This is a genomic window from Nostoc sp. UCD121, assembly GCF_014222285.1.
Lineage (GTDB): Bacteria > Cyanobacteriota > Cyanobacteriia > Cyanobacteriales > Nostocaceae > Nostoc.
The window spans coordinates 1-19767 of the sequence record NZ_JACKZS010000030.1; the positions used below are offsets into that span (position 1 = coordinate 1).

Annotated in this window: 18 protein-coding genes and 1 tRNA gene; 9 read left to right on the plus strand and 10 right to left on the minus strand. The window is 42.5% G+C overall.

Annotated elements, in window-relative coordinates:
- Nucleotides 1-193: 193 nt before the first annotated feature.
- Nucleotides 194-421, plus strand: coding sequence for a hypothetical protein (locus GNF10_RS09195; RefSeq protein WP_114081550.1), 228 nt, complete (start codon nucleotides 194-196; stop codon nucleotides 419-421).
- Nucleotides 422-454: 33 nt separating this feature from the next.
- Here GNF10_RS09195 and GNF10_RS09200 read toward each other — a convergent pair whose 3' ends face one another.
- Complete coding sequence (locus tag GNF10_RS09200) at nucleotides 455-613, minus strand: hypothetical protein (protein WP_185584916.1); 159 nt, start codon at nucleotides 611-613, stop codon at nucleotides 455-457.
- On the opposite strand from GNF10_RS09200, the gene GNF10_RS09205 reads away from it, so the two are divergent.
- Both GNF10_RS09205 and GNF10_RS09210 read left to right on the plus strand, forming a co-directional pair.
- Nucleotides 612-1892 carry an acetyltransferase gene (locus GNF10_RS09205; RefSeq protein WP_185584917.1) on the plus strand — a complete coding sequence of 427 codons (1281 nt, stop codon included), beginning with the start codon at nucleotides 612-614 and terminating at the stop codon, nucleotides 1890-1892. The two genes, GNF10_RS09200 and GNF10_RS09205, sit on opposite strands and share 2 nt — an antisense overlap.
- 127 nt (nucleotides 1893-2019) lie before the next feature.
- A complete protein-coding gene (locus tag GNF10_RS09210; RefSeq protein ID WP_185584918.1) occupies nucleotides 2020-2586 on the plus strand; it encodes a hypothetical protein in 567 nt (188 codons plus the stop codon).
- Nucleotides 2587-2687: 101 nt separating this feature from the next.
- Here the strand turns inward: GNF10_RS09210 and GNF10_RS38450 are convergent, their stop codons facing one another.
- Nucleotides 2688-2822 carry a hypothetical protein gene (locus GNF10_RS38450; protein WP_256874564.1) on the minus strand — a complete coding sequence of 45 codons (135 nt, stop codon included), beginning with the start codon at nucleotides 2820-2822 and terminating at the stop codon, nucleotides 2688-2690.
- Between the two features lie 323 nt (nucleotides 2823-3145).
- Nucleotides 3146-3565 (minus strand): hypothetical protein, encoded by a 420-nt coding sequence (locus tag GNF10_RS09215; RefSeq protein ID WP_185584919.1) that lies wholly within the window; start codon nucleotides 3563-3565, stop codon nucleotides 3146-3148.
- 529 nt (nucleotides 3566-4094) lie between these two features.
- Between GNF10_RS09215 and zwf the strand changes: the two genes are divergently transcribed.
- Together zwf and GNF10_RS38455 are read left to right on the plus strand one after the other, a co-directional pair.
- Nucleotides 4095-5474 carry a glucose-6-phosphate dehydrogenase gene (gene zwf, locus GNF10_RS09220; RefSeq protein ID WP_185584920.1) on the plus strand — a complete coding sequence of 460 codons (1380 nt, stop codon included), beginning with the start codon at nucleotides 4095-4097 and terminating at the stop codon, nucleotides 5472-5474.
- Nucleotides 5475-5569: 95 nt separating this feature from the next.
- Nucleotides 5570-5704: a hypothetical protein gene (locus tag GNF10_RS38455; protein WP_260445826.1), complete on the plus strand. Its 135-nt coding sequence runs from the start codon at nucleotides 5570-5572 to the stop codon at nucleotides 5702-5704.
- Nucleotides 5705-6005: 301 nt separating this feature from the next.
- On the opposite strand, the gene GNF10_RS09225 is transcribed toward GNF10_RS38455, so the two are convergent.
- Complete coding sequence (locus GNF10_RS09225; protein ID WP_185584921.1) at nucleotides 6006-7640, minus strand: alpha-D-glucose phosphate-specific phosphoglucomutase; 1635 nt, start codon at nucleotides 7638-7640, stop codon at nucleotides 6006-6008.
- Between the two features lie 485 nt (nucleotides 7641-8125).
- On the opposite strand from GNF10_RS09225, the gene GNF10_RS09230 reads away from it, so the two are divergent.
- The 3 genes from GNF10_RS09230 (at nucleotide 8126) to metX (ending at nucleotide 11658) form a co-directional block, all read left to right on the plus strand.
- Entirely contained in the window at nucleotides 8126-8962 is an 837-nt protein-coding gene (locus tag GNF10_RS09230; RefSeq protein WP_260446290.1) for an SGNH/GDSL hydrolase family protein, read from the plus strand.
- A gap of 183 nt (nucleotides 8963-9145) precedes the next feature.
- A complete protein-coding gene (locus tag GNF10_RS09235; protein ID WP_185584923.1) occupies nucleotides 9146-10450 on the plus strand; it encodes an O-acetylhomoserine aminocarboxypropyltransferase/cysteine synthase family protein in 1305 nt (434 codons plus the stop codon).
- A gap of 134 nt (nucleotides 10451-10584) precedes the next feature.
- Nucleotides 10585-11658: a homoserine O-acetyltransferase gene (metX, locus tag GNF10_RS09240; RefSeq protein WP_185584924.1), complete on the plus strand. Its 1074-nt coding sequence runs from the start codon at nucleotides 10585-10587 to the stop codon at nucleotides 11656-11658.
- A 96-nt stretch (nucleotides 11659-11754) separates the two neighbouring features.
- Here metX and GNF10_RS09245 read toward each other — a convergent pair whose 3' ends face one another.
- From GNF10_RS09245 to GNF10_RS09270, 6 genes are all read right to left on the minus strand, one after another.
- On the minus strand, nucleotides 11755-13113 hold the full coding sequence (locus tag GNF10_RS09245; protein WP_185584925.1) for an FAD-dependent oxidoreductase: 1359 nt from the start codon (nucleotides 13111-13113) through the stop codon (nucleotides 11755-11757).
- A 160-nt stretch (nucleotides 13114-13273) separates the two neighbouring features.
- Nucleotides 13274-14812, minus strand: a complete 1539-nt coding sequence (locus tag GNF10_RS09250) for an NAD(P)/FAD-dependent oxidoreductase (RefSeq protein WP_185584926.1) — start codon at nucleotides 14810-14812, stop codon at nucleotides 13274-13276.
- Between the two features lie 405 nt (nucleotides 14813-15217).
- Nucleotides 15218-15865, minus strand: a complete 648-nt coding sequence (locus GNF10_RS09255; RefSeq protein WP_163936870.1) for a Uma2 family endonuclease — start codon at nucleotides 15863-15865, stop codon at nucleotides 15218-15220.
- Nucleotides 15866-16014: 149 nt separating this feature from the next.
- A tRNA-Ala gene (locus GNF10_RS09260) sits at nucleotides 16015-16087 on the minus strand.
- Between the two features lie 65 nt (nucleotides 16088-16152).
- On the minus strand, nucleotides 16153-16881 hold the full coding sequence (locus tag GNF10_RS09265) for an HAD family phosphatase (protein ID WP_185584927.1): 729 nt from the start codon (nucleotides 16879-16881) through the stop codon (nucleotides 16153-16155).
- Complete coding sequence (locus tag GNF10_RS09270) at nucleotides 16878-17765, minus strand: class I SAM-dependent methyltransferase (protein WP_185584928.1); 888 nt, start codon at nucleotides 17763-17765, stop codon at nucleotides 16878-16880. Before GNF10_RS09270 ends, GNF10_RS09265 begins: the two co-directional genes overlap by 4 nt.
- 376 nt (nucleotides 17766-18141) lie before the next feature.
- On the opposite strand from GNF10_RS09270, the gene GNF10_RS09275 reads away from it, so the two are divergent.
- A complete protein-coding gene (locus tag GNF10_RS09275; RefSeq protein ID WP_185584929.1) occupies nucleotides 18142-19323 on the plus strand; it encodes an RtcB family protein in 1182 nt (393 codons plus the stop codon).
- The last annotated feature ends 444 nt before the right edge of the window (nucleotides 19324-19767 follow it).

A 19767-nucleotide genomic window follows, 5' to 3' on the forward strand; every position in this document is an offset into this window, starting at 1 on the left:
ATCTAAAACTCTAGTTTTAAACAGCAAATAAGACTACAATTAATTGTTAATTGCTGGATGTAGCAATTTGTACTTGATTCAATTAAATTTGAAAGCTATTAGGTAAAGTAAAGCGAAAAGTTTAAGTATGTCGTGTACCTTTTCGCTTTACCTTACCCAATAAACTTGGTGAACTATAAGGTATCAAGAAAGAATGTTGAAACGTCGCACAATACTAGTTGGTTTAGCTGCGTTTGGCTTAACGTTAGCTGTTAGTACACAAGTTCATGGACAATCTACTAGCGGGCCAGAAGCTTGGGAAAGTGTCTACAATGAGGCGGCTGCTGGGGCAACAACGATAATTACAGTTCCACTTTTGAACTCCTTATTATCATCTATCTTGCAAGTAGTCTTCAGATTGGCAGGTTATTGGGGTGGTTAACCCGCATTTCTCATACTCAAACAGAAAAAGAGCCTAAATACAGACGAGTGCAATGTAATTTTTGAGTAATTTCTGCGGTGGCGATCGCGTTTCGCCCACTGTACGCAATTGCTTGACTATATCTCTTACGTGAAGAGCGCAGATTATCCCATAGCCAAATATTCCAAAAACCGTGAGGAGTTTTCTTTCCATGTTCAAACCTCGCCGAATTTTTAGTGCTTTAATTGCAATTATCCTAGCGTTTGCCATCAGCACGCAGATATATATACAACCCGCAGTAGCTGCTGGAGGAACGTGTAATCCAACTGTGGGAAACCTACCTATATGCCCAAGTACCGCACCTTCCGAGTCAGCTAGTTTTGTTGACCCAACAGCAACAATCACCAATCCCACATATATTACCTTGGGCGAAAAAGTCTACGTCGCTCCATTTGCCCAGTTAGATGCTACTGATGCTCCTATTAGTATTGCAGCAGATTCTAATGCCCAAGACCAAGTGAAAATCACAGCTTCAGGAACGGGAGTGGAGATTGGCGAGCGTGTCATTCTGGCACACATGGCCACGATCAAAGGTGCAGCTAAAATCGGTACTCAAGGCTTAACCGGGCCTTTTACTGACCCAGTTACCAATACTCAGTTTAGTAATACTATTCCAGAGACATTTCTCGCCTTCAACTGTGAAATAGATGGTGCAACTATAGAAAGAAACACAGTAGTCAACTTTCTGGCACGGATTGGCCCTGGTGTTACCTTACCTGCTGGTAAAGTTGTTTTGCCCGGTAAAAACGTCACAACTAACCTACAAGCTAGTAGTGGCAGTTTGGGGAAAGTAGTCAACCTGACACAAGCAGACGTTGCATTAATGGAAGGCATTATTGAAGTCAATGAAGCATTTGCCAAAGGTTACACAGATTTAGCTAGGGCAGACTTGACAAACGTCACAGGAATTAATTATGCTCCCTTCACCTTCTTTAATTCTGGAAGTCTGCCGCAGATAGGTGGAAGTCAAACTCGTGATCCAAACTTCCGTAACCGCATTATCGGTAATCTTACTTTCCAAGATTCTTTAGCAACTCTCAACAACAAAATAGCTAATAGAATTTCGCTACGTGCTGATGAGGGTGAACCTTTTAATGTTGGGTCAATTGCTGGGATGGCAAACGATGTTGTCTTTCACGCATTAGAAACCACTAGTTTGACTCTTGGTAATGGAGTTGGTTATGGGCCTCGCGCTCTAGTTCATGGCGGTAGGCAGGTTGTCAATGGTGTTGCTAATGGCCCGGAAACCAGCATAGGTGATAAAGTCGGGCTAGGGCCAAACTCTGTTGTATTCCGCTCAGTTATCGGCGAAAAATCAGCAGTTGGACAAAGAAGCGCCGTTTTCAATTCTACATTGGCTCCCAAAACCCATGTCCGTTCTAGAGTAATTTATGCCGACAACGGTAGTCTGATTTCATCTGTAGAGTGGTAAGGGGAGACAGCTTTCACTCCTATACCAGCCGTATTTTTAGCTGCTCGTTGTGTAGCGTGGATCTCTTTTATGACGGCTGGTATCTTTTTTCTTGGCTTGTGCCTAAGCAATTAACTTTTGCATAATTATGAATCTGAAAATCTTGTCGTTAGTGCAATTACAATGCCTACGATTGATGCTGCTGTTAACTTTGATATTCGGGCTGATACTAATTGTTGATGATAGTTCATCTATAGCTGCACAGAAGGTTGGGCAACCAGGATTTATAAACCCTGTAACTGCTGATATCACCTCCAGTCAGCCTCAAGTGGTACAACCTTCAGTCACCGGACTTGTGTCTACATTGTCGGATGAAGTCGAGGAATTACCAGCCCAGCTAATTCGCTGGTCGACTTACTGGCAACTTTGCTGGGAAGCATATCCTGAAGCTGAAGCATACGAACTGCAAACGGTGCTGATGGAAGGCAAGTCTCCCAAGTTCAAACGACAAAGCGATCGCTGCTTTCGTATACAAGCTGCATCTAATGAAAACGAAAAATCACAAGGATTACTCAACCGTGATTTGATCTTGCTAATGCATAAAATTCAGCTTGGTTATCGAGTGCGAGCCGTCTTAGATAACAACCGCGTCAGTGAATGGTCTCAAGTAATGGCAGTCGGTGCAACTACTAACTCTGAATTGAATGGTACCTAAAACACCTGTGATAGCGGTTGTGGTAATAACAATAGCACCGGGAGTGAGTTTTTCTAATCGTTAAACTCATCATGAAAAACGAGAAGATTGATAAGAGTCCCTTAAATTAGTTCGTCACATATACTGGTGTCGTTAGTACATACACCATGAATGCCTAACTCAATATACAAATCTGAGACAGTAATAGTCATGCTTCCCCTTGAACCATTGTTTTGTCCTTGTTGTACTCCAGCCATATTACATTTGCTGACTCAATCCGACCTGACTCAGCGCCTACTCCAATTAAAAACGGGGTCAGTTTCTGCGCCTATCAGAAAGAATCAAAAACAGTAGCAGCGATCTCTCTATCCGTAGTAGGGCAAACGTATCTAATGTTTACTCCAGGGTCGCTTGAATATTTAGCTGAAACCGCAATTCATCTCACACTCCCCTCCGGGTGAGATGTGATATGAATTGCGGGTGAAGTACAACAACAGTCCTCTGACCAATTTCCCCCATAGGGAGAACAAGACATGGAGGAAACGAACTCTCATTAATCTTCTGGTTGTTGTTGATCTTCTTATCTTCTTCTGGATCTTCTATCTAATAAATTAACCGCAGCACCAGCAGCAGCACCATTGACACCATTTTTCCAGGTAGTTCTACAACCACCAGAAATTGCACCTGCCAATACACCAGCACCAGCACCTACAGCAATATCTTGAACAGGTAAACGTCCGTTTCTTCTTCTGGCTCTGTTGCTTCTTGCACCATTGGCAGCATTAACAGCAGCACCAGCAGCAGCACCTTTAAAAGCATTGTCTAATACGGAACCACAATTTGTTACAACTCCACTTAATACACCTGCCCCGGCTCCAATGGCTGCATTATTAATAACTCGGTCATCAGCAGAAGCAGGTTGAACTGGGATTAAGCTAGTACCAGCTAAAGTAGCAGCCATCAAGCCAGGTAGGAATGCGCGTTTTAGCAGATATTGCATGGTAGTACCCTCTAAAAATCTTACGATTGGTGAACAATCAAATTTCAGTGCGATCGCTAATCCTCGTATTTCTAATTTTTAGACAATAGCAATGTTATCTAAAATAAGGATACTTGGATGATTACACACACTAAAACGTAATTTTAGCCCAAAGCTTGTTGTATTTACTGAGTGGACAATAATTAAACTGACACATTAACTAAAAAATAGTAAACCAAAAAGTTTTTCCTCAAAGAGCTATCGTTTCGCTAGGTGGAGCGTAATCTTCTGAAATCCTATTGCCTACCTACGCAAATGATTTCAGTAATCAAACCGGATTCCTATATCTACTGGAGTGTTATTTTTAAGATTTTTGAGAATTTGCAAGGATTTTTCATTTAAAATCCCAAATTGGTATGATTTATTTTTCGGAAATCCCTGAGTATAATCCTGATCAGTGTCGCGCTTTCTGATACCAATTGCAAAAGAATCCACAAGCAAGAATTCAGAAGTCACAACTTTAAAAAGCTAATTCTTAGAGAGGTTAGTCATGGGAACTCCTGATTCAGACGCACTGGTATTTTTTGGGGCAACAGGTGACTTGGCCTACAAGAAAATCTTCCCCAGCCTTCAGGCAATGGTACGGCGGGGCAATCTTAATATCCCAGTAATTGGGGTTGCCGGACGACCTTGGACGACTGACCAACTTAGGGAAAGGGCACGTGATAGCCTAGAACAAAATGGTGGTATAGATCAAGCCGCATTTGAGAAACTTTCTGGTCTACTCCAGTATGTTGCTGGTGACTACAACAAACCAGAAACTTACGAAAAATTACGTCAAACCCTTGGTGATGCCACTCATCCTCTGTACTATTTGGCAATTCCACCGAGCCTGTTTGCACAAGTAGTCTCAGGATTGGGTGAATCAGGCTGTGGTAAAAATGCGCGGGTGGTAATTGAAAAACCATTTGGACGGGATTTGAAATCAGCACGTGAGTTAAATCAAATTCTGGCATCAGTTTTTCCCGAATCATCTATCTATCGCATCGACCATTACCTGGGCAAAGAACCACTGCTGAATTTACTCTATTTTCGGTTTGGTAACTCTTTTCTGGAACCTATTTGGAATCGCAACTATGTTGAAAGCATCCAGATTGTGATGGCAGAGGACTTTGGCATCCAAGGAAGGGGACGCTTCTATGAAGAGACTGGCGCAATTCGGGATGTGGTGGAAAACCACATGCTGCAAATATTGGCTTCAGTGTGCATGGATGCTCCCGCCAGTACTGCTGGCGATTCGATTCGAGATGAAAAAGAACGTATTCTCAAAGCTATACCTTCACTGCAACCTGATGATATTATTCGCGGTCAATTTTCTGATTACCGCAATGAAGAAGGTGTTTCTCCTGACTCCCAAGTAGAAACATTTGTTGCCGTGCGCTTATTTATTAATACGTGGCGGTGGTCAGGAGTTCCCATCTACATCCGGGCTGGGAAGAAATTACCTGTTAAAACTACTGAGGTGATGGTCAAGCTCAAGTGTCCACCTTTAAATGTGTTCCAGGAGGAAAGAAAAGAAAACGCTAATTATGTTCGTTTTCTATTAGATCCAGAGGTAATTGTGGGATTGGGCGCTCGCACTAAAATCCCTGGAGAAGATATGAGCGGCTCTGCGGTTGAACTCCTGGCCTTTTACGGAGGTGGCGACGAGATGGAACCCTATGAGCGTCTATTGGGTGATGCCATGCGGGGCGATCCTACCTTGTTTGTACGAGAAGATACGGTAGAAGAGGAATGGCGCATTGTCCAGCCAATTCTTGATAACGTCACACCCGTTTACGAGTATGAGCCAAATACATGGGGCCCACCTGAGTCAGATAAACTGCTCTCACCAAGTGATCATTGGTATAATCCCTTAGCTAGAGAGTAGGATATATTACAATATGGTTCAATTAAGGGCTACTGGCAAAAATTTTGGGTTTTTGAGACGCGATAAATCGCTGTCTCTACAAGTGTTTTGGTATTATGCAAAATCATTTTCATGCATGGAATCAGCAACGGCTGTATTGGGATATATTCCTCGCAGACTTGGCAATATCATATCGGGGCTTCACCAATTACAGCACTTCCGCCAGCTATGAGGTACATCCTAAAAGCTGAAAGCGATGATAGGAGAGGGGCAAGGAGAAAATTATATTGCATAATAGCCGGAAGCGCTGTAATGGCAATGGTAACAATTTTGTAGTAAGAACTTTAGTCCTTACTACAAAGCTCAAAACTATCCCTCTTTTGTCACTCTCGGAAAACAATAATCTCAGCCAAATTCTGAGACTTTGATTTAATCCAGGTTTGAGGCTTTATTTTCTAACAGAAACTAAAATTTATAGACAAAAAGTAGAAATTAAAGTCCCGTAACCGTTTGAGCGATTGGATTCTCCTAAAGTGACAAAAGAGGGCTATATTAGGTAATCACAGTTGGCTGTTCCCGTCCTGTCAGTTCGCGGATCTGGGCGACCTCTTGGACAATAGTGATTAAAGAAGCAAGTGCTTGCTGTGGATCGAGGTCATGTTTGGCGGGATCTGGCTCGTAGCTTTCTAGATAAACTCTTAGGGTTGCACCTTGAGTACCCGTACCAGAAAGTCGCACTACAATGCGGGAGCCATCGGTAAAGCCAATGCGAACACCTTGTTGCTCGCTAATGCTACCATCAACAGGATCGGTATAACTAAAGTCATCACTGTATTCAACTTGATAGTTACCGAATTGCTTGCCTTTAAGGTTTGGCAATAAAGAACGCAGTCTTTCGATTAAAGTGTTGCCTTGCTCTGTCTGTATCTCTTCATAGTCATGGCGGGAGTAATAATTGCGTCCATAAGTCTGCCAGTGTTCCCGTACAATCTGTTCAACAGATTGTTGCCGGACTGCTAGGATATTCAGCCAGAACAGCACAGCCCATAGCCCATCTTTTTCGCGGATATGGTTAGAACCGGTACCAAAACTTTCTTCACCGCACAGAGTTGCTTTACCCGCGTCTAAGAGGTTGCCGAAAAACTTCCAGCCAGTGGGTGTTTCGTAAGATTTAATCCCAATCTGAGCAGCAACTCGATCTACTGCTTGGCTAGTAGGCATCGATCGCGCTACCCCAGCTAAACCCTCACTATAACCAGGGACTAGCTTGGCGTTTGCGGCTAACACTGCAAGACTATCGCTAGGGGTGACAAAGAACTTACGCCCTAAGATCATATTGCGATCGCCATCTCCATCAAAAGCTGCCCCAAAGTCTGGCGCATTCTCTCCATACAAAATATCTACCAAATCATGAGCATAAACAAGATTTGGGTCAGGATGTCCGCCCCCAAAGTCTTCCAGGGGTATACCATTTTGCACAGTTCCCACTGGTGCGCCCAAACGTTGCTCAAAAATGGCATGGGCATAAGGGCCAGCTACCGCATGTAAGGCATCAATGCTGAACCGAAAATTTCCTCTTGTCAACAGTTGCTGAATCCGCTCAAAATCAAACAGGGACTCCATTAACTCTTGATAATCCTGTACGGAGTCAATCACCTCAACTACCGTCTCTCCCAAATGTGATTCACCTAAAGTTTCTAAATCTACATCTGGTGCTTCCAGGATTTGGTAGCTATCAATGACTTTACTGCGATCATAGATTGCCTCTGTCACCTTTTCCGGTGCTGGGCCACCATTGCTAATGTTATATTTCACGCCAAAGTCACCATTTGGACCGCCCGGATTATGGCTAGCAGACAAGATGATGCCACCAATAGCCTGATACTTGCGAATAATCGCGGAGGTCGCAGGAGTAGACAAAATTCCCCATTGACCAACTTTAATCCGCCCAATACCATTGGCCGCAGCCATTTTCAAAATAATTTGAATAGCTTGGCGATTGTAATAACGACCATCACCACCCAAGACTAAAGTTTGAGAGTGCAAGTCCCCTACAGAATCGAAGATGGATTGGATAAAATTTTCCAGGTAATGGGGCTGCTGAAAAACCTTAACTGATTTCCGCAGCCCAGAAGTACCGGGCTTTTGGTCGCTTAAGGGAGTAGTAGAGACTTTACGTATGTTCATAGATACTGTTTTTTTAACAAGGCATTTTCTTTTTACAGCTTTACATAAGTTTGTTACAAAAAATTGTCACGTATCATGTGCCGAATGGCAGGCTCTTTCTACAACTCTTCAAGCAGGCGATCGCCTTTATGCAAACATAAGTATTTTGATCGGTTTTTTGTTGCGATGTCTACAACAGGTGGTTCCTGAACGCAGCCTCTCGTAGAGAAGGGCTATGCTTCCATTGTGAACAAAACACAACAGCGTGGCATTAAAACAATTAGCAAAATCCACACCTGAAAGTATCCGGTTTTGCTCACTAGCCCTCAAGCTAGCTTGTTAAGTTAGAGAAGTATTGAATTGCAAGCTCAATCTTTAATCACAAAATAATCATCAACATCTGTAGTCTTTAGGGTTTGCAGAAAAGTTTAATGCAAAGAAAAAAGTGGCTTTTAAGAACAGGACTTGCTCTCCTTATTTTTATTATGGTTGTAGCGGCAAAATTTATGGATAAAACTCATCCCATCTCAGAACTTTATGTATTTGGAGACAGTCTTTCGGATACAGGGATGGTATTCCGGGCGACAGGAGGAATGTACCCACCGAACCCAACTTACTTTCAAGGGCGTTACTCGAATGGTCGGGTTTGGATTGAGTATCTTGCAGGATATCTCAATTTTTCCTCAAAGCAAACTAATAATTTTGCTTATGGAGGAGCAACTACTGGCAGCGTTGGCAACAGCTATGTACCTAGCTTGCTAAATCAAGTGCAATCTTTTACGCAGACACATCAACAGACGAATTCAGATGCTTTATATGTGCTGTGGGCAGGCGCAAATGATTATTTGCAAGGAGTAAACAGTGCAACTATTCCTGTTAAAAATGTGACGACGGCAATCAACTCTCTAACTGAGGTGGGTGCTAAGAAGATTCTGGTAGGAAATTTACCAGATTTAGGACAGTTACCTGCTACTACAAACAGTCCAAATTCTGTGAACCTCAGTGGATTAACACAAGCACATAATCAAGGCTTGAGGCGATCGCTAAAAGTACTAAGTCAACAGCATTCCGATCTTGAGATTGTGCAATTAGATGCCAACGCGCTGTATCGAGATGCGATCGCAAATCCCGCAGCCTTTAACTTTACCAATGTTATCAATCCATGTCTATCTGGCGTAGGCGATGCCAGCCGCAGGCATCGCACCTGTAGTAACCCAGATCAGTTTTTGTTCTGGGACGGCATTCATCCAACGGCTGCGGCTCATCGCATCATCGGGGAAACTGCTTTTTCAACGATTCAAGAGGCAGGGATGATTAATTCTCGTTCAATGTTGGTTCCCTAACTTACTTAATCAGCCAAAAATCAACGATAGGGGCGCACAACTGTGCGCCCTTACACTATGATTTAATTTACTAAAAATAACTGTAAAATACGGTAAGCCTTAAGAATTACCGTTGATTAATCTAGCCTAACGCTCAAGTAGCACATTACTTATTTATATAATTCGAAACCAAAATAACTGCTGATGTCTGAACAATATCGTTTTGAAACTCTGCAAGTTCATGCTGGACAAGAGCCGGCTCCCGGAACTAACGCCCGTGCTGTACCAATTTACCAAACGACTTCCTACGTTTTTGACGACACCGAACACGGAGCGCGGTTATTTGCTCTCCAGGAATTTGGTAACATTTATACCCGAATCATGAACCCGACGACGGATGTATTTGAAAAGCGGATTGCTGCACTAGAAGGGGGTGTAGCAGCATTAGCAACCGCTAGTGGCCAGGCGGCGCAATTCTTGGCAATCAGTACGATCGCTCAGGCTGGGGATAATATCGTTTCCACTAGTTTTTTGTATGGAGGAACATATAACCAGTTTAAAGTATCATTACCACGTTTAGGTATTAAAGTCAAGTTTGTCGAGGGAGACGATCCAGAAAGTTTTCGTCAGGCGATCGACGATCGCACCAAAGCGTTATACGTTGAAACTATTGGCAATCCTCAATTCAACATTCCCGACTTTGCAGCTTTAGCTCATATTGCCCACGAAAACGGCATTCCTTTAATTGTGGATAATACCTTTGGTGCTGGTGGATATCTAGCTCGACCAATTGAACATGGTGCAGACATTGTAGTGGAATCTGCAACTAAATGGATTGGTGGACATGGTACTTCTATTGGTGGTGTAATAGTCGATTCGGGTAAATTTGACTGGGGTAACGGCAAGTTTCCCCTATTTACTGAGCCAGCACCTGGCTATCATGGGCTGAATTTTCAAGAAGTGTTTGGGCCTAGCGGTTCCTTTGGCAACATTGCTTTTATTATCCGCGCTAGAGTCGAGGGGTTACGGGATTTTGGCCCGTCTTTGAGTCCATTTAACGCCTTTCTTTTACTGCAAGGATTAGAGACTCTTTCTTTACGTGTAGATCGGCATGTCAGCAATGCCTTAGAATTGGCTCGGTGGTTAGAGCAGCAAGAGCAAGTATTATGGGTTAATTATCCCGGACTTCCTAATCACCCTTATCATGAACGAGCGAAAAAATATCTCCGGCATGGCTTTGGGGGAGTTTTAAACTTTGGCATCAAAGGTGGATTGGAGGCAGGTAAAGCTTTTATTAATCATGTGAAATTGGCGAGTCATTTAGCAAATGTTGGTGATGCTAAAACCCTCGTGATTCATCCCGCTTCCACAACTCATCAACAGCTAAGTGATGAAGAACAGCTTTCAGCAGGTGTAACGCCCGATTTAGTGCGCGTATCAGTGGGAATTGAACATATTGACGATATTAAAGAGGATTTTCAGCAGGCATTTGGGCAAGTTAAGATTTAATTCTTAATTGGGAATTGGGCATTGGGAATTGGAAATTGGGAATTGGGCAATAATCAATAATTAATAATTATTCTCCTCCTGCTCCCTGCCCTCTGCTCCCTGCCCCCCTGCCTCCCATCTCCCCACTTCTAGATATGATCTACTCAGATTTCATCTCACCACAAACCCAGTTTTACCAGCTTACAGTGCCATTTCAACTTGAAAGCGGCGAAGTATTAATTGGAGTTCAGATTGCTTATCGCAGCTGGGGAGAGTTAAATGCTCAAGGCGATAATGGAGTACTAATTTGTCATGCCTTAACTGGTTCGGCTGATGCTGATGATTGGTGGGAACCTTTGTTTGGTTCAGGGAAAGCCTTCAATCCCGATCGCGATTTTATTGTGTGCAGCAACATTTTGGGAAGTTGTTACGGTACAACAGGGCCAACTACTATCAACCCAACAACGGGAAAGCCTTATGGTGTATCCTTCCCTAAAATTACAATCCGAGATATGGTTCGCCTACAAGCTGTACTACTAGAATATCTGGGTGTTCAATCTCTGCAGTTCGTAATTGGTGGTTCGCTCGGTGGAATGCAATCACTGGAGTGGGCGTTATTATATCCCGACAAGGTAAAAAGTATTGCACCTATCGCTGTTTCTGGCAGACATTCCGCTTGGTGTATTGGATTAAGTGAAGCCCAAAGACAGGCAATTTATGCCGATCCAAATTGGCAAAGAGGAAACTACACGCTGGATGCGCCTCCAAACCAAGGGCTAGCAGTGGCGAGAATGATGGCGATGTCTACTTACCGTTCTTGGGATAGTTTTACAACCCGCTTTGGACGGCAGTATGATCCATCTGAGAAGTTTGCTATAGCGAGTTACTTACAGCATCAAGGTCAAAAGCTGACAGAACGATTTGATGCCAATACTTATATTACCCTCACCCATGCAATGGATGGCCACGATATTGCACGCGATCGCACGGCTCCTAATTTATCAGATTATGAATCTGTTCTCGGAAGCATCCAGCAACCAACTCTAGTTGTCGCCATTGATTCTGATATTCTCTATCCGCCAGTAGAACAACAAGAATTAGCAAATTTAATTCCTAATGCTCAACTGTCGTGGTTAAAGTCAACCCACGGACATGACGCATTTTTAATTGATATGGCTGCCTTGAATGAAATTATTCAACAGAACCATAGAAACGAAATATCACATTAGGTAAAACTTGTAGAGACGGCGATTTATCGCGTCTCAAAAACCCAAAATTTTTGCCAGTGGCCCTTAACCCAAGCGTATTGGTTTATAACTAGAATCTCAAGACCGATGGGAACGGGGATGAGTTAAATATTTCCCAATGCCCGCCGTATCCGCCGCTATCTCTACCGTGTCTAGGTTTCTGTCCTTGAACCCAGAAATGGAGACAGGTAAGGGTGAACCGATGAGTTGAGCAACTCGAAAGGCAGACGCGATCGCTCCTTCATGCAATCCATCTCCTAGATAAGCTCCCGCATAGTAAGTATGATTTTCTCCATTGGTAGCAACTACTTCGTCTCGATATCGAAAAGATTCAGTGGTATACAACGGAGTGTGATGTTTTTGAGTGTGAATAATCCGATCTTTGGCAATCAATTCTTCTAGTTGAAACGATAAAAAATAATTCTGTGGCGATGAGATGCCGCAAAGCTGATTCAAGTAACTGTTATATCCCCATCGGGTGTCTGTCTGGAAAAAATCAAATTCCGAGGCGTGATGGATGTGATGATTATCATACATAGAAGTATCAGTATGAATTGTAGTGGTTGCATAATTGGCTTTCCAATCTGAGAAGCGTTTAATTTCAGCCTCGGTTGGGTCAGCTAACAGTGCTATCACTTGGTCGGGTGGCGTAGCAAATACGACTTTATCAAACTCCTGGATATCAGCCTGCGATAGCGAAGCGCTGCCGCCAGAGGCAGATCGCTGGATTATCACACCATCTGGACTTCTAGAAATATTAGCAATCTCCACATTCAACAAAACTTCCCCTTGAAATCGCTCCAGAATTTTTTCAATATAGGAATATACACCGCCTTTAATCCTGAGCCATTTGACTGCGAGGTAGTCGCGTAACATCGGAATTCCCATCTCTGCGGGAAAGTTATCAATGAGTTCAAAGGGCATTGAGTAGCTATACATCGTCAGCAACTTTAGCCAGGTATTGCTTATACTTTTGTTGTTTACATATTGAGACAGTGGCTGATTGTAAAAATCTTCCATCTGGGCAAATCGCGTTTTTAGCCATAATCCAAGGGAACGGGTATGGATGGTATCGAACCGCAGATATTCAATGAAGCCTTTAATGCCTGTATAGTTGTTCTCAATTGTGACCTTTGAGAAAAAGGGACTGCCATCTTTGGGGAATAAAGCTGAACCAACACGGATGGGTTCTAGTTCCACTCCTAGCTCTTGCATAAGAGCAACAAAGCTGTGAAATACGGTAGGAAATTCTAGCACTCCACTTTCCAACATTTCATTGCAATCAGATTGGTTGGGTTTCACATTCTTGTTAAGTGTCCGAATATGCCCCCCCAACATCGCCTGCCGTTCAAACACGGTGACATGATGCCCTTGTTTATCAAGCAGGTAAGCTGTAGCCATACCACTGCCTCCACCACCGATAATTGCAATTCTCATAACTGACCTCTCAGTTGTTGAATATGAATAATATAGGAATCCGGTTTGATTCCTGAATTTACTTGCGTGGATTGGGAATTGGGAATTGGGAAGAAGAATACATCCGTATTGAGTCTTGTTCAAAAATCAAATAGGAGTTTTATATGTGCGAGTTATCTGTTTAGCTATTGCCTAAAAGCACATCGCCAGATAATCGCTGATACAGCAATGCTCCAGTCCAGAATGTGGGAGCAAAGCCCGGATAGCCTGATGAAGCATTGCAGAAATAGAAATGGTTGAGTGAGGTTTCGTGATTCAAGCGTCCCAGACCCATGTTGCGCGGCGTGAGACTAGAACCGTAGGAATTTCCGTTGGGACACCAGCAATAACGTTCATTGGTGGTGGGACTGCCGGTGATATGAAAAACCAGATGCTTTCTAAAGTTCGGCACATATTCTTTTTCCACAACATCCAGGATAGAGTCGAAGATTTCTTGCTTTTTTTGGTTGTAAGCTTTACGTTCGCTCTGTCGCAATTGCTTAAAGTAGTCGTAATTAGCAACAGTAAGGAATTCGACAATCTGGCAATCCTCTGGACAATCCCGACTTGCTTGTGTCAATAAAGTGGGTGTTGTTATGGCAAAGCTGGGATTGGAAAAGTCATTGTGTTCATACATCTGAGCAAAGGCTTCATTCAAATCCTGATGACCAGTGTGGAAAAGATTCCACTTGCCAAATCCATAGTCTCGCAGGTCGAGGTCTTTAACGACGCAATAAGCCATGTAGTTGGATGCAGAATACTCATAGTTGAGTTTTCGGCGCACGGTTTTAGAGAACTTTGACTCACCAATCATTTTGGCGGCTTTTTTGGGGTCAATGTTACAAATCACGGTGTCACCTGTAAATTCGTGAGTTTGATGGGTGTTTAAATCCATCGCCTCAACGCCCGTAACCGTCTTGTCTATGACTCTAAAATTCGTGACTTCATGGTTGAGCAGTACTTGCCCTCCGTGTGATTCAATCACTTTGACTAACGAATTGATAACATACTCAAAATGCTGAGTTGGGTAAAATGCACCTGCTTGATAGCCTTTGAATAAAGCGACCCAGGCATAAAACGAGAGTTGATTTGGAGGCAGCAAAAAATCAGGCCATTGCAGAGCTAATAGGGTTTGGGCAGCTTGGGGTAGCTGAAATTTATCGAATACATCCTGAAGTGTACTGTTGAGATATTGAACGGTACAAACCACTTCATTTGTATGTTTGAGCAGTTCAATTGGCTTAACTGGGGGAGCAAGTCTTTTTAAACCTGCGCTCGTTTTTTCAACATCGTTAACAAATTGGCGAATGCGATCACTATATGCAGGAAACAGCGCTGATAATCGCTGGATCAGTTCCTCTGGTTCCGAAGGAATATCTAACGCATACCCCGGCATTCGCATGTGGTCAAAGCCATCCGGGTCGTACCGCTCAAAAGTCACTTCCCGATCCAAGCCCAATTTCTTGAGTACCCGATTAACCGTTTGTCCTTCACCACAATCCCAAACATAGTGGAATTGGGCATTAAACGTGTATTTTTTAGCCATCGTAAACGTGTGACCAAAGCCGCCCGGATGCTCATGAGCTTCGAGTATTTGCACGATCTTGCCGGAGTTTGCCATCAAAGCGCCAAAGACCAATGCTGATAAACCACTGCCTAGAATTAGGTAATCCGGTTTCATAGGAGGTTTCCTCAAACAATAAACGTCTTTCGATCGATAACAATTTTCTCTATGCTTCAACCCGCTCTATCACAATGGTTTGATGCTAATCTAAATGGTTCGGCAAACAAAATAAAATATATATTCGTCATTGCGAATTCAGTGAAGCAGGTTGATATCGATCTTGCTTCCATTTACACTATTTCGACGACTTTATCTTAAATTACCGTAATATCTCATCCCTCTACAGGATGGGGAACGTCAATTGAGTTACCCCAAGATCGGCGGTTGTACCTTACCAAATTTCCAGGTAAGGAGCGATCCGAAGCCCAACAGACTCACAACAAACACCACAATTCCGCCCACAATGCCAGACTCACCATCAACGTCAGGAGTGGAATCAATGGAATACCAATTGGATTGTAGCTAAATCACTCCTATTTGCTGTCTTGCCCATACACGAAATGCTTTCATTGTCGCATTCCTTCCATTGGTCTTACTCAGGATCAAATATTCGGGAATTACTTGCTGAATTGGAAGATTGGGGAAAATAGAACTGGTATTTGATTCTACATATTTACCATCGAGCAGCACGTTTATTTCCAACTTGCTTCCATTCCATCGCCACAGTTCTGGTACTCTCAACGCTTGATAATTATTGAAACGAGTGCGGGAGGTAATATCAATTTCAATAGCCAAATCTGGAGGTGGGTCAGTTTCTAAATTGATTCTATCTTTGCCCCTAATTCTAGCTTCATTTTGGATATAGAAACAATCATCAGGTTCTACCCCAGCATCCATACTTTGTTTATCAAAAGTCGTAGATCCCAAACTCCAAAATTCCAGATCGAGTTCTTCTAATAAAACTTTTACCAAGTCTCCAATAATAACTTTAGCTACTTCATGCTCTGGTAATGGAGCCATTATTTCCAGCACTCCTTGACTGTAACCTATCCTAGAACTGCGATTGTCCCCCAATTCTGCCAAAATACGTTTGTATACCGACCAGGAGATATCTTTAATCAACAACTGATGACCGGCTCTAACAATTAGTTGATTGAGTTCAAGTAACATACCAAACTTTCTCCTCTTTATTCAAACTCAGGCAGAACAGAATAATTAAAATAATTAAATAAAGGGATTAGGGAAAAGGCGACCAACGCTCCCCTTCCCACACCGCACCTTTATCATTTTTATCTAACTTTAATTTGCGAATGTACAAATGGAGAATAACGGATTTGAACCGATGGCCTCTGCGGTGCGATCGCAGCGCTCTACCAACTGAGCTAATTCCCCTGAATCGTTGCTGAGTCAAGAGTAATATTACTCATTAACTCAATACACTATCACCATAGAGTATTCTAACATTCAGTTGCCGATGGCTGAGGCTCTTTTTGAGAATAAATCTTCTGCACCCGTTCAAGTTCTAAATCACTGAGATAATCAACAGTCCAGTTACAGCAGCGCTGAAGCATGTGAAATGGGTAAGTATTTGCTACACCAACAACTTGCATCTGCGATCGCTTTGCTGCGGCAATACCTGCGGGGGTATCTTCAATTGCCAGACACTCTTGTGGTTGAAGGTTTAATTCAGGATATTCTTTATTTAGGCATTTTACTGCCAGTAAATAACCATCAGGTTCTGGTTTACTGGTGGTTATGTCATCGCCCGCAACGATAATTTTAAAATGTTGGTCTAGTTTGGCACGATGGAGTACCAATTCTATTTCTTGGCGAAGAGCGCCACTGACTAATCCTAATTTCAAATTCCGCGATCGCACCTGATATATTAAGTCTTCTACACCTGGATATAAAGGCAGTTTCTCTATTTTCTCTAACTCCACCGTATAAGCTTGGGCTTTGCGGTACAACAACTGAGTCAAGTAGTTTTCGTTAGCGACTCTACCACGATTAGCGAGTAGTTGCCCAAAACAAGCGCGATCGCTGCGTCCAAGAGAAGCTTGACGCTCACTCACCTTTTGGGGTTGGAGATTTTCTTCAATAAGAATCTCATCGATCAGTTGTAAGTGGATTGGCTCATCGTTAATGATGACACCATTGAAATCAAAGAGAACTGCCTTTAAACTCATGCGATTATGCCAAATGCGGGAGATCCAAGTCCCTCCAAATCATTATTATCTACTGATGTGGGAGTATAACGACGGACATTTTCAGTTGCGATCGGTTTAACGCCGCCAGTTACCTGATTTATCCACCATACATCCTGCGATCGCACTGCCTCAAATCCGGTCGCACCCATATTCGCCTCTGTACTACCAGCAGCATACTCACGAATATATGGCTCTTCAAAAACATCATTAAGCCATTCTAACTGCCGCAGAGTCTTCTGATTCCCATCTAGAATTAGGACTTGCCCTCCAGTTACTAGCAATCGAAAGCTTTCCTGCAAAATTGCTAGGGACACCTCATTTGGTGTTTCGTGGAATAGCAAAGAAGCTGTCACTAAGTCAAATGTTGCATCTCTGAAACTGGTTTTTTCCGCATTTCCGTGTCGCCAGACTATCTCTAAACCAGCATTTCTAGCTTTATCTTCTGCCCTTACCAGCATATAAGGTGATAAATCCAAACCAATAACTTCCGCTTCGGGAAAAGCCCGTTTTAACATTAGAGTAGTGGAACCTGTGCCACAACCTAAGTCAAGTATGCGTCGTGGTTTTACTTTGACGGCATCAATTAAGGCTTGACGGACAATAGTTTCATTAGGCGGCACAACATATTGGGTAATCGGATCGTAACTAACTGCTGCACCAGCATTGAGATAGCCCCCTGTAATTCCGTGAAAGTTTTGACTGCTGTAGTACGAGGGAATTATCACATCATCTCGCCGGAAGCGATCGCATTCTTTCTCCCAGTCAATACTATCAGCGTAACGCTGTAACCCTTCTTCATCAATCAAAAGACGCACTACAGGAGATAAAAAACGTTCCCAGATTGTATCTTGACGCACTGCCATATTGTGTCAGAACTTTAAGAGCTTATTTAAACAGAGCAATTTTCTTTACAAATTTTAATATATCTAGTAAACATCTGTTTTCTCTCTCTGGTATGGACTTGACGCTTGTAATTGCATGAGTTACATTTGTAGCATAGATATGCTACTCCCTAAAAGTAGTTCTTCAGCTTCATGAAGACCGAACAAGTTAAATGAAAGACAATAAACATTTAAATTGCTACAACTAAGTAGTATGTCAAGTTTAAATTTATGGGTAAGCAAGTTAGTAGTAATAAATTTAGTGTTTACTACAAATACTAAAAAAGTACTAGATAAATTATCAGTGGCGTAGACCTAATCCAAAATCTAAAATTTAAAATCCCAAATAGAATAAATTATGCCCTACGAAAAGTTAGAAATTACCACACCAGCACCCGTTTTATCTTGGGCAAATCACTCTTTGGGCCCAGAAGAAACTAAGATGGCAAAAAATGTAGCATCATTACCATTTGTGTTTAAGCACGTGGCCTTAATGCCAGATGTCCACTTAGGTAAAGGTGCTTTAGTTGGTTCTGTAATTGCAACCAAAGAGGCAATTATCCCAGCTGCTGTAGGCGTGGATATTGGTTGTGGGATGAGTGCTATCAAAACAGCATTTACCGCCGAACAAATCGAAGGTAAACTCAAAAAAATCCGCCTGGATATTGAAGCAGCAATTCCTACTGGATTTAACGAAAACAAAGACGTTGAAAAATCCGTCAGTAACTGGCAACATTGGGATGATTTTAAAGACTTACATCGCGGTGTGCAAGACCTACAAGGTAAAGCAATGAAACAGATGGGTTCTCTCGGTGGAGGAAATCACTTTATTGAAGTGTGCCTCGATACAGAGAATCAAGTTTGGCTGATGCTGCATTCTGGTTCGCGTAACATCGGTAATAAACTCGCCCAGTGTCATATTCACACAGCCAGAGAATTAGCAAAAATGGCAGGTAATAAATTACCTGACCCTGATTTGGCTCACTTTGTCGCTGGTACGCCAGAATTCCAGGCATATTGGCACGATTTACAATGGTCACAAAACTATGCGCGTGTCAACCGCGATGTGATGATGGCGCGTTTTAAGCACATAGTTGAAAAACATCTGGTAGGCGGGAAAGCAACTAAACCTTTATTGCAAGTTAATTGTCATCACAATTACGCCGAAAAAGAAGTGCATTTTGACGAGGATGTATATGTTACTCGTAAGGGTGCAGTTCGGGCTCAGACTGAAGATTATGGGATTATTCCTGGTTCGATGGGAGCAAAGTCTTTCATTATTAAGGGTAAAGGTAATGCTCATAGTTTCTGTTCTTGTTCCCACGGCGCGGGGCGTTTGATGTCTAGAAATAAGGCAAAAAATGTCTACACACTTGATGATTTGATAGAGCAAACAAATGGTGTCGAATGCCGCAAAGATGAGGGCGTGTTAGATGAAATTCCAGGTGCTTATAAGCCGATAGAACAAGTGATGGCAAATCAAGCAGATTTGGTTGAAGTTGTAGCAACACTAAAGCAAGTTCTTTGTGTTAAAGGATAAATTTGTCGGGTGGGTAATGCCCACCTTTTTTATTTTTTAAATGCAGAGGCACGCTGAGGTAAGTGCATAGATATTAAGTAGCCTAGAGATAACACTTAATACAATTCGTCACCACAATCAAGAATTTCTATCACTTCACTTCTGGTTACTTAATTTTTCTCAGCTATTTCTAATAGTTTCTCCCATGCTTTGCTTCATCAATTAGGCAAATCGATCTTAACCGCTTCGGTAAATCTTTATAATCAGTTTCAAATTTATCATTTTCTGTACGTAGTGGTACTTGAGGCTTTTATCTAGTGCCTAAATATTGATCTATTATCCCAGGTTATACATGATAGTCTAGCTCATCATGTATATAAACATCGTCCATTTTGAAACCTTGAGTTTTTAAAGAGGCAAATATTTGGGTAGAAGAAAGTAAAGTTTAGTGTCAAAGAAAATACT

Bases quoted from the DNA above. Each gene is read 5' to 3' on its own strand.
- GNF10_RS09195 (WP_114081550.1), top strand. From the start codon at position 194: ATGTTGAAACGTCGCACAATACTAGTTGGTTTAGCTGCGTTTGGCTTA.
- GNF10_RS09205 (WP_185584917.1), top strand. From the start codon at position 612: ATGTTCAAACCTCGCCGAATTTTTAGTGCTTTAATTGCAATTATCCTA.
- GNF10_RS09200 (WP_185584916.1), bottom strand. From the start codon at position 613: ATGGAAAGAAAACTCCTCACGGTTTTTGGAATATTTGGCTATGGGATA.
- GNF10_RS09210 (WP_185584918.1), top strand. From the start codon at position 2,020: ATGAATCTGAAAATCTTGTCGTTAGTGCAATTACAATGCCTACGATTG.
- GNF10_RS38450 (WP_256874564.1), bottom strand. From the start codon at position 2,822: ATGGCTGGAGTACAACAAGGACAAAACAATGGTTCAAGGGGAAGCATG.
- GNF10_RS09215 (WP_185584919.1), bottom strand. From the start codon at position 3,565: ATGCAATATCTGCTAAAACGCGCATTCCTACCTGGCTTGATGGCTGCT.
- zwf (WP_185584920.1), top strand. From the start codon at position 4,095: ATGGGAACTCCTGATTCAGACGCACTGGTATTTTTTGGGGCAACAGGT.
- GNF10_RS38455 (WP_260445826.1), top strand. From the start codon at position 5,570: ATGCAAAATCATTTTCATGCATGGAATCAGCAACGGCTGTATTGGGAT.
- GNF10_RS09225 (WP_185584921.1), bottom strand. From the start codon at position 7,640: ATGAACATACGTAAAGTCTCTACTACTCCCTTAAGCGACCAAAAGCCC.
- GNF10_RS09230 (WP_260446290.1), top strand. From the start codon at position 8,126: ATGGATAAAACTCATCCCATCTCAGAACTTTATGTATTTGGAGACAGT.
- GNF10_RS09235 (WP_185584923.1), top strand. From the start codon at position 9,146: ATGTCTGAACAATATCGTTTTGAAACTCTGCAAGTTCATGCTGGACAA.
- metX (WP_185584924.1), top strand. From the start codon at position 10,585: ATGATCTACTCAGATTTCATCTCACCACAAACCCAGTTTTACCAGCTT.
- GNF10_RS09245 (WP_185584925.1), bottom strand. From the start codon at position 13,113: ATGAGAATTGCAATTATCGGTGGTGGAGGCAGTGGTATGGCTACAGCT.
- GNF10_RS09250 (WP_185584926.1), bottom strand. From the start codon at position 14,812: ATGAAACCGGATTACCTAATTCTAGGCAGTGGTTTATCAGCATTGGTC.
- GNF10_RS09255 (WP_163936870.1), bottom strand. From the start codon at position 15,865: ATGTTACTTGAACTCAATCAACTAATTGTTAGAGCCGGTCATCAGTTG.
- GNF10_RS09265 (WP_185584927.1), bottom strand. From the start codon at position 16,881: ATGAGTTTAAAGGCAGTTCTCTTTGATTTCAATGGTGTCATCATTAAC.
- GNF10_RS09270 (WP_185584928.1), bottom strand. From the start codon at position 17,765: ATGGCAGTGCGTCAAGATACAATCTGGGAACGTTTTTTATCTCCTGTA.
- GNF10_RS09275 (WP_185584929.1), top strand. From the start codon at position 18,142: ATGCCCTACGAAAAGTTAGAAATTACCACACCAGCACCCGTTTTATCT.